This is a genomic window from Stenotrophomonas sp. Steno-C18, from assembly GCF_056393195.1.
Window position 1 is genome coordinate 193,117 of the sequence record NZ_JBWJOX010000003.1, and the last position, 12,537, is coordinate 205,653.

The following is a 12,537-nucleotide window of genomic DNA, read 5'->3' on the forward strand; positions in this document are numbered from 1 at the left end:
CAACGCAAAGGTCGCTGCATGAACACTTCCACCCACGATGCGCCACGCAACGGCGCACGCTGGCTGACGCAGGCCCTGGAGGCCGAAGGCGTGCAAACGCTGTTCGGCTACCCAGGTGGCACCATCATGCCGTTCTACGACGCACTGGTGGATTCCAGCCTCAAGCACATCCTGGTACGCCACGAGCAGGGCGCGGCGCTGGCCGCCAACGGCTATGCCCGCGCCAGTGGCAAGGTAGGCGTGTGCGTGGCCACCTCCGGCCCGGGGGCCTCGAACCTGGTCACCGGCATCGCCGATGCGATGCTCGACTCGGTGCCGATGGTGTGCCTGACCGGCCAGGTCGGCACGCCGCTGCTGGGCACCGATGCGTTCCAGGAACTGGATGTGTTCGGCATGACCATGCCGATCGTCAAGCACAGCTGGCTGGTGCGCAGCGTCGATGAGCTGCCGCACGTGGTGGCCGAGGCATTCCGCCTCGCCCGCGAAGGGCGTCCCGGCCCGGTCCTGATCGACCTGCCCAAGAACGTGCAGCTGGCCGATGCCTCGCATCTGCCCGACCACGTGCCGGCGGCGGTCGATCCGGTGCCGGCACCGGCCGCCGAACGCCTGGCCGAGGCACTGGCCGCCATCGCCCAGGCCGAGAAGCCGGTGATCTACGGCGGCGGCGGTATCGCCCTGGCCGATGCGGTGGAGGATTTCCGCCAGTTCGTCGAGGCCAGCGGCATCCCGACCGTGCTGACCCTGCGTGGCCTGGGCGCACTGCCGGCCAACCATCCGCAGTACCTGGGCATGCTGGGCATGCACGGCACCCGCGCGGCCAACATGGCGGTGCAGGAATCGGACCTGCTGGTCGTGGTCGGCGCACGTTTCGACGACCGCGCCACCGGCAAGCTGGCCGAGTTCGCCCCGTTCGCACGGGTCATCCACCTGGATGCCGATGTCTACGAGATCTCCAAGCTGCGCGGTGCCGACATCCCGGTGCCGGGCAATGTCCGCGACGGCCTGCGCGCCCTGGCCGGCGAACGCGCCCACTGCAACGCCTGGCGGGCCCGCTGCGCCGCCAACCGCGAGAAGTTCACCGCCCGCTACGACGCACCCGGCGAGCAGATCTACGCCCCGCGCCTGCTCAAGCGCCTGAGCGAAGTGGCCCCGCCGGACACCGTCATCGCCTGCGACGTCGGCCAGCACCAGATGTGGGTGGCCCAGCATTGCCGTTTCAACGACCCGCGCAATCACCTGACCTCCGGTGCGCTGGGCACGATGGGCTTCGGCCTGCCGGCGGCGATGGGCGCGCAGTTCGCCTGCCCGGACCGCACCGTGGTGCTTGTCTCCGGCGATGGCAGCTTCATGATGAACGTGCAGGAGCTGGTGACCATCGCCCGCTGCAAGCTGCCGATCAAGATCGTGCTGCTGGACAACTCCTCGCTGGGCATGGTGCGCCAGTGGCAGGAGCTGTTCCATGCCGAGCGCTACAGCGAGATCGACCTGTCCGACAACCCGGACTTCGTCGCGCTGGCGCAGGTGTTCGGCATCCAGGCCAGGCGCATCATCCACCGCAACGACGTCGAGGACGGCCTGGCCGAACTGTTCGACGCCCCCGGCCCGATGCTGCTGCACGTGGCCATCGATGCCCGCGCCAACGTCTGGCCGCTGGTGCCGCCGAACAACGCCAACAGCACCATGCTGGACAGCAACCCCGCCCACGCCAAGGCAACGCAGGAGAGTTCCAATGCAATACCGGCTTGACCTGGTGCTGAAGCCTGCCGAGGGCGCGCTGGTGCGCGTGATCGGCATGGTCGAACGCCGCGGCTTTTCCTTCAGCAACATCGCCGGCAGCCGCAACGCCGACGATGCCGGACGCTGGCACGTGCAGATGGACATCGACGGCACCCGGCCGCCGGAAACCCTGCGCCACCAGCTGGAAAAGGTCTACGACTGCGAATCGGTACGCGTGGTACCGGTCGCCGGTGCCAGCGCATGAACAGCGACGTAGGTGTACGACCGGGGAATCGGGAGCAGGGGCTGCAGGCCCCGCGTGCCAATGCGGCACGGGTACAACGGAGGCGTCTTCTTCAACGCTCCGGCCACGACCTTCACCCCCGGTTCCCCCTTCCCCGTTCCCCGCTCCACGGCCACCTCGATGCCTGATCGTGGCCGCCCCGCCGTAACCGCCGAACCCACGGGCGAGATGCACGTCAGCGTCGCCGACGTGCTGGCCGCGCAGGCACGCCTGCGCCGCTTCCTGCCGCCCACCCCGCTGCACTACGCCGAACGCTTCGGCACCTGGCTCAAGCTCGAGAACCTGCAGCGCACCGGCTCCTACAAGGTCCGTGGCGCGCTGAACGCGATGCTGGCCGCGCTGGAACGCGGTGACGAACGCCCGGTCATCTGCGCCTCGGCCGGCAACCACGCCCAGGGCGTGGCCTGGGCGTCGTTCCGCCTCGGCGTGCAGGCAATCACGGTGATGCCGCACGGCGCGCCGGACACCAAGATCGCCGGCGTCCAGCATTGGGGCGCCACCGTGCGCCAGCACGGCACCAGCTACGACGAGGCCTATGCCTTCGCCCGCGAGCTGGCCGAACACCATGGCTATCGCTTCCTGTCCGCCTTCGACGACCCGGACGTGATTGCCGGCCAGGGCACGCTGGGCATCGAGCTGGCCCCGCATGCACCGGACGTGGTGATCGTGCCGATCGGCGGCGGCGGCCTGGCCTCCGGCGTGGCGCTGGCGCTGAAGTCACAGGGCGTGCGCATCATCGGCGCGCAGGTCGAGGGCGTGGACTCGATGGCCCGCGCGATCAAGGGCGACGTGCGCGAGATCGCCCCGGTGTCCACGCTGGCCGACGGCGTCAAGGTCAAGATCCCCGGCTTCCTCACCCGCCGCCTGTGCGCCAGCCTGCTCGACGACGTGGTCATCGTGCGCGAGGCCGAACTGCGCGAAACCCTGGTGCGGCTGGCGCTGGAGGAACACGTCATCGCCGAGGGTGCCGGTGCGCTGGCGCTGGCCGCCGGCCGCCGCGTGGCCGGCAAGCGCAAGTGCGCGGTCGTCTCCGGCGGCAACATCGATGCCACCGTGCTGTCCACGCTGCTGTCCGAAGTCCGCCCGCGGCCACCGCGCAAGCCCCGACGGCGCAACGGCGAGCGACTTAGAAGCCGCGCCACCTCGCCCCCGCCACGCACCCTCAAATCCGATTCCCCCCCCATTTCCGTTACCGCTGTCGAGGAGACCCTCTGGTGAATACTCCAACCAACAACACCCCGCGAATTACCATCTTCGACACGACCCTGCGTGACGGCGAACAATCCCCGGGCTGCAGCATGACCCCACCGCAGAAGCTGGTGATGGCGCGCGCCTTGGCCGAGCTGGGCATGGACGTGATCGAAACCGGTTTCCCGGCAAGTTCCCAATCCGACCGCGAGGCGATGGCGCTGATCGGCCGCGACGTCCGCGGCCCGGTGCTGGCGGTGCTGTCGCGCTGCCTGGCCGCCGACATCGAGACCTCGGTCAAGGCGCTGGAGGCGGCGGCGCGTCCGCGCCTGCACCTGTTCCTGTCGACCAGCCCGCTGCACCGCGAGCACAAGCTGCGCATGAGCAAGGAGCAGGTACTGGAGTCGGTGCACAAGCACGTGACGATGGCCCGCGGCCATGTCGACGACGTGGAGTTCTCGGCCGAGGACGCCACCCGCACCGAACTGGACTTCCTGACCGAAGTCGCCCAGGTCGCCATCGCCGCCGGCGCGCGCACCATCAACCTGCCCGACACGGTCGGCTTCACCACGCCGGACGAAATCCGCGCGATGTTCCAGCACGTGATCGGCCATGCCGCCGGCGCCGACAAGGTGATCTTCAGCGCCCACTGCCACAACGACCTGGGCCTGGCCGTGGCCAACTCGCTGGCCGCCATCGAAGGCGGCGCACGCCAGGTCGAAGGCTCGATCAACGGCATCGGCGAGCGCGCCGGCAACTGCGCGCTGGAAGAGATCGCGATGGTGCTCAAGGTACGCAATGCCTTCTACAACTTCGACACCGGCTTCGACACCCAGCGCATCGTGCCCACCTCGCAGCTGCTGCAGCGCCTGGTCGGCATGCCGGTCCAGCGCAACAAGGCCATCGTCGGTGCCAATGCGTTCGCGCACGAGTCCGGCATCCACCAGCACGGCATGCTGCGCAACCGCAACACCTACGAAATCATGCGCCCGGAGGACGTGGGCTGGGAGTCCTCGCAGATGGTGCTGGGCCGCCACAGCGGCCGCGCCGCGGTCGAAGCCCGCCTGCGGGCGCTGGGCTACTGGCTGGAAGAGGAAGAACTGAAGCTGGTGTTCGAGCAGTTCAAAGCCTTGTGCGAGCAGCAGCGCGTGGTCACCGACGCCGACCTGCAGACCCTGATGCAGGGCACCTCCAGCAGCGACGGCTACCGCTTGGCCTCGATGACCATCAGCGACGTCGGCAGCCGCGCCAACGCACTGGTCGAGCTGTCCGATCCGGAAGGCAACCGCGTGGCCGAGACCGCGCAGGGCGATGGCCCGGTGGATGCGTTGTTCTCGGCGTTGTCGGCCGCCACCGGCATCCAGCTGACCCTGGACAGCTATCACGTGCACAGCGTCGGCATCGGTGCCGATGCGCGCGGCGAAGCCAACCTCAGCGTCCGCCACGAAGGCGAGATCCTGGAAGGCACCGGCACCAGCCGTGACATCATCGAGGCCAGCGCGCTGGCCTGGCTGGATGTCACCAACCGCCTGCTGCGCCAGCGCGAGAGCGCTCAGACCCAGGAAGCCGTCAGCGCCTGAGCGCGATGGCCCTTCATAGGCAACGGAACCAGAAAGCAATGAGCTCCGCACCCAAGACCCTGTATGACAAGCTGTGGGACGCGCATGTCGTCGTCCCCGAATCGGACAGCGCGCCGGCCGTGCTGTACATCGACCTGCACCTGATCCACGAAGTCACCTCGCCGCAGGCCTTCACCGAACTGCGCGAGCGCGGCCTGAAGCCGCGCCGCCCGGACCGCACCAAGGCGACGATGGACCACTCCACCCCGACCCTGCCGGCCGGCCCGGACGGCAAACTGCCGTACGCGAGCAAGGCCTCCGAGGCGCAGGTGGAGATGCTGGCCAAGAACTGCGCCGAGTACGGCATCGAGCTGTTCGACCTGGCCTCGGCCAACCGCGGCATCGTCCACGTCATCGCGCCGGAGCAGGGTTTCACCCAGCCGGGCATGACCATCGTCTGCGGTGACAGCCACACCTCCACGCACGGCGCGTTCGGCTCGCTGGCCTTCGGCATCGGCACCAGCGAGGTCGGCCACGTGCTGGCCACGCAGTGCCTGCTGCAACGCAAGGCCCGCACCATGGCCATCACCGTCGATGGCGCGCTGGCCCCGGGCGTCGGCGCCAAGGACGTGGTGCTGCACATCATCGGTGTGATTGGCGTCAACGGCGGCACCGGCCACGTGCTGGAGTTCCGCGGCTCGGCGATCCGCGCGATGGACATGGAACAGCGCATGACCCTGTGCAACATGTCGATCGAAGCCGGCGCGCGCGCTGGCATGGTCGCGCCGGACCAGGTCACGTTCGACTGGGTTGCCAATACCCCGCGTGGCCCGAAGGGCGCCGCCTTCGACAGCGCCGTCGCCCACTGGAAGACCTTGAACAGCGATGCCGGCGCACGCTTCGATGCCGAAGTGCACATCGATGCCGCCGACATCCGCCCGACCCTGACCTGGGGCACGCACCCGGGCACCGCCATCGCCGTGGATGCGCCGATCCCGGCCGCCAACGACGCGGCCGCGCAGAAGGGCCTGGACTACATGAAGTTCGAGGCCGGCCATGCGTTGGCCGGCACGCCGGTGGACGTGGTGTTCGTCGGCTCCTGCACCAACGGCCGCCTGAGCGACATGCGCGAAGTGGCGCAGGTCCTGCGCGGGCGCCGCGTCGCCGACGGCGTGCGCATGCTGGTGGTGCCGGGTTCGGAGATCGTCAAGCGCGACGCCGAGGCCGAAGGCATCCACGAGATCGTGCGTGCGGCCGGCGCCGAGTGGCGCGAGCCGGGCTGTTCGATGTGCATCGCCATGAACGGCGACCTGGTCGCACCGGGGCAACTGGCGGTGAGCACCAGCAACCGCAACTTCGAAGGCCGCCAGGGCCCGGGCTCGCGCACCCTGCTGGCCTCGCCGATGAGCGCGGCCTGGGCCGCGGTCAACGGCCACGTCGCCGACCCGCGTGAACTGTTTGCCAAGGAGGTGGCCTGATGGCCGCACTGACCCGGATCGTTTCGCGCAGCGTGGTGCTGCGCCAGACCAACATCGACACTGACCAGATCATCCCGGCGCGGTTCCTGTCCACCACCGAGCGTGCCGGGCTGGGCAAGAACGCGTTCAACGACTGGCGTTGGCAGGCCGACGGCTCGCCGAACCCGGAGTTCGCCTTCAACCAACCGGAGAATGCAGGGCGCTCAATCCTGCTGGCCGGTCGCAACTTCGGCTGCGGTTCCTCGCGCGAGCATGCGCCGTGGGCGCTGACCGACCTGGGCCTGCGCGCCATCGTCAGCAGCGAGATCGCCGACATCTTCCGTGGCAATTCGCTGAAGAACGGCCTGCTGCCGATCGTTCTGGACGAGGCCGACGTGCAGGAACTGATGCAGCACCCGGACGACGAACTGACCGTGGACGTTGCCGCACGCGAACTGCGCACGTCATCCGGCAAGGCCTATGCGTTCCCGCTGGATGGCTTCTCGCAGACCTGCCTGCTGGAAGGCGTGGACCAGCTGGGCTGGCTGCTGGGCCGCGTGTCGGAAATTGAAGCCTACGAAGCCGCCCGCGCGGCGTGAGCCATAAACCCTTCTCCCTCCGGGAGAAGGTGCCCCGAAGGGGCGGATGAGGGTAAGCGCGAGGACTACTGCGGCCAGACACAACGCGTGGTCCTCCCTACCCTCTCCCCAACCCCTCTCCCTCAGGGAGAGGGGCTTCAAAAGAACAGCAATCGGAAGCCCTACATGCAAGCCAACATCGTCGTACTGCCGGGTGACGGCATCGGCCCTGAAATCACCGTCGCCGCCGTGGACGTGCTCAAGGCCATCGCCGCGCGCTTCGGCCACAGCTTCACCTTCAGCGAACACGACATCGGCGGCATCGCCATCGACAACCACGGTGAGCCGCTGCCGGCCAGCACCCTGGAGGCCTGCAGCAAGGCCGATGCGGTGCTGCTCGGTGCCGTGGGCGGCCCGAAGTGGTCCGACCCGAACGCCAAGGTGCGCCCGGAACAAGGCCTGCTGGCCATCCGCAAGGCGCTGGGCCTGTACGCCAACCTGCGCCCGGTGCGCACGCATCCGGCAGCGCTGAATGCTTCGCCGATCAAGCCCGAGCTGCTCACCGACGTGGACTTCATCGTCGTGCGCGAGCTCACCGGCGGCATCTATTTCGGCGACAAGACCCGCGATGCCGACAGTGCCAGCGACCTGTGCCGCTATACCGTGGTCGAGATCGAGCGCGTGCTGCGCAGCGCCTTCCGCCTGGCGCAGCAGCGTCGCGGCAAGCTCACCTCGGTGGACAAGGCCAACGTGCTGGAAACCTCGCGGCTGTGGCGCGACACCGCCGCGCGCATCGGCCGCGAGGAGTTCCCGGAGGTCGAACTCGAACACCAGCTGGTCGACTCGATGGCCATGCACCTGATCGCCAAGCCACGCGCCTACGACGTGATCGTCACCGAGAACATGTTCGGGGACATCCTCACCGACGAGGCCTCGATGCTGGCCGGCTCGCTGGGCCTGCTGCCATCGGCCTCGCTGGGCCAGGAAGGCAAGGTCGGCATCTACGAACCCATCCACGGCTCGGCACCGGACATCGCCGGCAAGGGCATCGCCAACCCCTACGCCACCATCCTCAGCGCGGCGATGCTGCTGCGCCATTCGCTCGGGCTGGAGGCCGAAGCGGCGGCGATCGAACAGGCCGTCACCGCCGCACTGGATGGCGGCCACTTCACCGCCGACCTGGCCGCGCAGGGCCAGGCGCTCAGCACCGGCCAGGCCGCCCAGGCCGTGCTTGCCCAACTGCAGTAATGACATCCGGACGCGGCCTTTGGGCCGCGTCTTTTTTTGGCGGCCTCTTGTCGCCCGGTGGATAGACAGCCTTTCCCTTATTGGATCCCCGTTTTCGGATCCCCCATCCTTGAGGAATGCCCTTGAACTACCGTAGCCCCGACGACTTCCTGGCCCACGTGGCCAAGCGCGACCCGCACCAGCCCGAGTTCCTGCAGGCGGTGAAGGAAGTGACCCTCAGCCTGTGGCCGTTCCTGCAGCAGAACCCGAAGTACACCCGCTACGGGTTGCTGGAACGCCTGGTCGAGCCGGAGCGCGTGATCCAGTTCCGCGTCGCCTGGGCCGACGATGCCGGCCAGACCCACGTCAACCGGGCCTGGCGCGTGCAGCACAGCTCGGCGATCGGCCCGTTCAAGGGCGGCATGCGTTTCCACCCGTCGGTGAACCTGTCCATCCTCAAGTTCCTGGCCTTCGAACAGACCTTCAAGAACGCACTGACCACGTTGCCGATGGGCGGCGGCAAGGGCGGCTCGGACTTCGACCCCAAGGGCAAGAGCGACGGCGAGGTGATGCGCTTCTGCCAGGCGCTGATGCTGGAGCTGTACCGCCACCTGGGCCCGGACACCGACGTGCCGGCCGGTGATATCGGCGTGGGCGCGCGCGAGGTCGGCTTCATGGCCGGCATGATGAAGAAGCTCAGCAATGATGCGTCCTGCGTGTTCACCGGCAAGGGCCTGGCCTACGGCGGCAGCCTGATGCGGCCGGAGGCCACCGGTTTCGGCACGGTCTACTTCGTCGAGCAGATGCTGCACCACGCCCGCCGCGAAACGCACGGGGCCAAGGTGCTGATCTCCGGCTCGGGCAACGTCGCCCAGTTCGCGGCGATCAAGGCCGCCGAACTCGGCGCGCGCGTACTGACCTTCTCCGATTCCGGCGGCACGCTGTACGCGCGCGACGGCTTCGACGAAGACGGCCTGCAGGCGGTGATGACCCTGAAGAACGAGCGCCGGGGCCGCCTGTCCGAGCTGGCCGACGATGCGCGCTTCGAGTTCCTCGCCGACCGCCGCCCGTGGCATATCCCGGCCGACATCGCCCTGCCCTGCGCCACCCAGAACGAACTGGACGAAACCGATGCGCGCACGCTGGTCAGCAACGGCGTGCTGTGCGTGGCCGAAGGCGCCAACATGCCTTCGACGCTGGAAGCGGTGGACGTGTTCCTGCACGCCGGCACGTTGTACGCGCCGGGCAAGGCCAGCAATGCCGGCGGCGTGGCCACCTCGGGCCTGGAGATGAGCCAGAACGCGCTGCGCCTGTCCTGGCGCCATGCCGACGTGGACGAGCGCCTGCACGTGATCATGAAGGAGATCCACGCCAACTGCGTGCGCCATGGCGTGCGCGCCGATGGCAGCGTCAACTACGTCGACGGCGCCAACATCGCCGGCTTCGTCAAGGTCGCCGACGCGATGCTGGCACAGGGCCTGTACTGAGCCTGCCGCCAACGCCGCGCCGTGCGACACGCACGGCGCCTTGGCCGCAACTCAGTGCGCGACGCGGTTGCGGCCTTCGTGCTTGGCGCGATACAACTGGCGGTCCGCCGCCGCCAGCAGGGTCCGCACGGTCTGCTGCCCCGGGCCCAGGCTGGCCAGGCCCATGCAGACGGTGATATGCGTGTCCGCGCCCAGTTCCTCCAGACGCAACCGCGCCAGCTGCATGCGTACCGCCTGCAGCTGTTCGGCCGCGGCCGGCAACGACATGCCGCGCAGCACGATCAGGAACTCCTCGCCGCCATGGCGTGACACGAACTGGTTCTCGCCCAGCTGCAGCTGCAGCAGGCTGGCGACGTCACGCAACACCTGGTCACCGGCCTCATGCCCGTGGCCGTCGTTGATCTGCTTGAAATGGTCGATGTCCAGCAGCGCCACGTGCAGCGGCGCACCGTCGCGCTCGGCCTCGCGCATGGACTGCTGCAGGTAGGCATCACCGGCGCGCCGGTTCGGCAGGCCGGTCAGCACGTCATGCATGGCCATGTGTTCCAGCCGCCGCAGCAGGTTGTCGCGCTCGGCGTCGGCCTGCTGCAGCGCGCGGTTCTTCTCGCTCAGCTCCTGCGTCCGCGCCGCGATCTCGGTGCTGAGCAGGCGTTGCCGGCGGCGGTAGCTGGCCGTGCGCCAGGCCACCAGGACCAGCACCAGCCCGAGCAGCGCGACCACGCCCATCGCCATCACCCACGGCCGTCGCCAGTACGGCGTGGCCACGCTCAGCTGCAGGCGTGCTTCGCCGACGCGGCGCGCATCCTGCCAATCCAGCGGCAGGGTCATCGCCTGCACCCGCAGTTGGTAGTTGCCCGGGGCCAGGTTGGTGTACACCGCCTCGGTACGCTCGCCGGCCTCGACCCAGTCGGCGTCGAAGCCCTCCAGCCGGTAGCGGTAGCGCATCTTGTCCGGCGCCCGGAACCCCAGCCCCGTGTAGGCGACCTCGATCCGCTCCACTTCCGGCGGCAACGCATAGCGTTCCTGCGGGGCCTGCGGTGTACCGTCGATCACCACCCCTTCGATCACCACCGGCGACCGGCGCAGACGGGCGTTGCCGTCCACGCGCAGCGGGTCGATCACCGCCAGCCCTTCGGCGGTGGGAAACATCAGGCGCCCGTCACGGGCGAGCCAACCGGCCGGCGAGGACGCACCGTTGGCCTGGCTGCTCGGCATGCCGTCGGTGTGGTCGATCACATGCACCGCCAACTGGCTGCGCGCCCCTGCCGCCACCCCGACCAGGTCATTGCGGTCGAGCCGGAACACGCCCTGGTTGCTGGGCAACCACAGGTGCCCGCGGCCGTCGTCGATGATGCGGAACACCTTGTCGCGCGGCAGGCCCCTGCGGTGGTCGAACACCTGCACGTCCAGCCCGCGCTTGCGCAGCAGGCCATGGTCGGTGGCGATCCACAGGTCGCCGTTGCCATCGCCGAGGAAATCGAACACGTAACTGGCCGGGAAACCGCTCTGCACCGACCAGCTCTGCAGCTTGCCATCGGCACCGAGCGAGGCCATGCCGGCATTGGTCCCGATCCACAGCACGCCGCCGGCATCACGGTACAGCGCATGCACCGCCGCGCCGGGCAGGCCTTCCTCCAGCCCGTACAGGCGGAGGCGACCATCGCGGTAATGGAACAGCCCTTCGGCGCTGCCGATCCACAGCCCGCCATCGGCATCCACGCACAGCGCGCGCACCAGCGGCTGCACCGTGCCCGGCAGCACCACCTGCTGCCGCACCGTGCCATCGGCATCCAGCCGCAGCACGCCATGGTTGTAGGTACCCGCCCACAGCGTGCCGGGGGCCACCGCCAACGCCAGCACCGAGGCATCGCGACGGGCACCGGGAACCAGCGGGACCCGCCGCAGCTGCCCGCCATCGAGCCGGTCCAGCCCCTCGGAGTGGCCGATCCACAACGTGCCATCGGCGGACTGGATGACCGCGCGGACGTAGTTCGAACCCAGCCCCTCGGTCTCGGTCAGCCCCTGCGCGGCGCCTTCGTCGATCCGGAACAGGCCATCGGTGCTTCCGGCCCAGACCAGTCCTTCGCGGTCGATCATCAGCGCCGGGCTGACCTGGCCGGGGATGGCGATGCGCTCGCGCTGGCCTGCGCCGAAGCGTTCCAGCCGTCCGGCCGAGAGGCTCAACCACAGGTCGCCGCCGGCATCGCGGCGCAGCCGCTCCACGCGCTCACCCGGGTACAGGTGCTCGCGCGTGCCATTACCGCGCAGCCAGTGCACGCCGTCATCGGCCGCGACCAGCCAACCGCCCTTTCCATCTCCCACCAGGTCACGCACCACCCAGCCGGCGCTGTCCTGCCAAGCCGTTGCCTGACTGCCCCGGAGCTGGAACACGCCACGCTCGGTGGCCACCAGCATCGTGCCGTCGGCCGACTGCGCCAGGGCGGTGATGGTGGCTTCGGGCAGGCCCGGGGACAGGCCGACGTCGCGCAGCTCGCCCTCGGCGGACAACCGCAGCAACCGTTCCTTCGCGCCCACCCACAGGGTGCCGTCGGCGTCGCGCAGCAAGGCGGTGATCGACAGGTGGCGGGCCTGCTCCCCGCCGAGCGCTTCCCAGCGCCCGCGGTGGTAGCGGTACAGGCCGTTGTTGATGGTGCCGAACAGCATGCCGCCGTCGCGGTCGGCCAGCAGGGTGGGCACGCCGGACAGCTCCACGCCCGGGGTGTTCTGGCGGTCGAACACGGTGAAGCTGCGCCCGTTGAAGCGGACCACGCCTTCCCACGTCCCCAGCCAGATGAACCCTTCGTTGTCCTGCGCGACCGCCTGCACCAGGTTGTGCGGCAGCCCCTGCTCCATGTCCCAACCGGCCACGGTGTGGCGCGCGGCCTGCGCCAGCGGCGCGGCCAGCACCGCCAGCAGCACCCACAGGCAGCACCCGGCGACCCGCGCGATGGCGCGGGTGACGGGGTTCGGGAAATGGTGAAGCGGTCTGGGCAAACCTGCCTCCCGCAGGTCCTCCCGGCC

The 12,537-nt window shown here is 69.2% G+C and carries 9 protein-coding genes; 8 read left to right on the plus strand and 1 reads right to left on the minus strand.

What is annotated here, in order from left to right:
* Nucleotides 1–18: 18 nt before the first annotated feature.
* The 8 genes from ilvG to gdhA all read left to right on the plus strand — a co-directional run bounded on the left by ilvG (nucleotide 19) and on the right by gdhA (nucleotide 9,516).
* Entirely contained in the window at nucleotides 19–1,746 is a 1,728-nt protein-coding gene (ilvG, locus tag AC06FE_RS08145) for an acetolactate synthase 2 catalytic subunit (protein WP_132865538.1), read from the plus strand.
* Nucleotides 1,730–1,981, plus strand: a complete 252-nt coding sequence (locus AC06FE_RS08150) for an ACT domain-containing protein (protein WP_132865539.1) — start codon at nucleotides 1,730–1,732, stop codon at nucleotides 1,979–1,981. The genes ilvG and AC06FE_RS08150 overlap by 17 nt, the downstream gene beginning before the upstream one ends.
* Nucleotides 1,982–2,188: 207 nt before the next feature.
* Entirely contained in the window at nucleotides 2,189–3,238 is a 1,050-nt protein-coding gene (locus AC06FE_RS08155) for a threonine dehydratase (protein ID WP_478072885.1), read from the plus strand.
* Nucleotides 3,235–4,788 carry a 2-isopropylmalate synthase gene (locus AC06FE_RS08160; protein ID WP_446540036.1) on the plus strand — a complete coding sequence of 518 codons (1,554 nt, stop codon included), beginning with the start codon at nucleotides 3,235–3,237 and terminating at the stop codon, nucleotides 4,786–4,788. The genes AC06FE_RS08155 and AC06FE_RS08160 overlap by 4 nt, the downstream gene beginning before the upstream one ends.
* A 38-nt stretch (nucleotides 4,789–4,826) precedes the next feature.
* Entirely contained in the window at nucleotides 4,827–6,245 is a 1,419-nt protein-coding gene (gene leuC, locus AC06FE_RS08165; protein WP_478072753.1) for a 3-isopropylmalate dehydratase large subunit, read from the plus strand.
* Nucleotides 6,245–6,823, plus strand: coding sequence for a 3-isopropylmalate dehydratase small subunit (gene leuD / locus AC06FE_RS08170; RefSeq protein ID WP_446540034.1), 579 nt, complete (start codon nucleotides 6,245–6,247; stop codon nucleotides 6,821–6,823). Before leuC ends, leuD begins: the two co-directional genes overlap by 1 nt.
* 165 nt (nucleotides 6,824–6,988) lie before the next feature.
* Nucleotides 6,989–8,050, plus strand: a complete 1,062-nt coding sequence (leuB, locus tag AC06FE_RS08175; RefSeq protein ID WP_478072754.1) for a 3-isopropylmalate dehydrogenase — start codon at nucleotides 6,989–6,991, stop codon at nucleotides 8,048–8,050.
* A gap of 116 nt (nucleotides 8,051–8,166) precedes the next feature.
* Complete coding sequence (gene gdhA, locus AC06FE_RS08180) at nucleotides 8,167–9,516, plus strand: NADP-specific glutamate dehydrogenase (RefSeq protein WP_478072755.1); 1,350 nt, start codon at nucleotides 8,167–8,169, stop codon at nucleotides 9,514–9,516.
* A gap of 51 nt (nucleotides 9,517–9,567) precedes the next feature.
* Here the strand turns inward: gdhA and AC06FE_RS08185 are convergent, their stop codons facing one another.
* The gene (locus AC06FE_RS08185; RefSeq protein WP_478072756.1) at nucleotides 9,568–12,510 is read right to left on the minus strand and encodes a diguanylate cyclase; all 2,943 of its coding nucleotides are present in this window, start codon (nucleotides 12,508–12,510) and stop codon (nucleotides 9,568–9,570) included.
* Nucleotides 12,511–12,537: the final 27 nt, after the last annotated feature.

Coding starts and splice junctions, on each gene's coding strand:
- ilvG (WP_132865538.1), top strand. CDS start 19: ATGAACACTTCCACCCACGATGCGCCACGCAACGGCGCACGCTGGCTG.
- AC06FE_RS08150 (WP_132865539.1), top strand. CDS start 1,730: ATGCAATACCGGCTTGACCTGGTGCTGAAGCCTGCCGAGGGCGCGCTG.
- AC06FE_RS08155 (WP_478072885.1), top strand. CDS start 2,189: ATGCACGTCAGCGTCGCCGACGTGCTGGCCGCGCAGGCACGCCTGCGC.
- leuC (WP_478072753.1), top strand. CDS start 4,827: ATGAGCTCCGCACCCAAGACCCTGTATGACAAGCTGTGGGACGCGCAT.
- leuD (WP_446540034.1), top strand. CDS start 6,245: ATGGCCGCACTGACCCGGATCGTTTCGCGCAGCGTGGTGCTGCGCCAG.
- leuB (WP_478072754.1), top strand. CDS start 6,989: ATGCAAGCCAACATCGTCGTACTGCCGGGTGACGGCATCGGCCCTGAA.
- gdhA (WP_478072755.1), top strand. CDS start 8,167: ATGCCCTTGAACTACCGTAGCCCCGACGACTTCCTGGCCCACGTGGCC.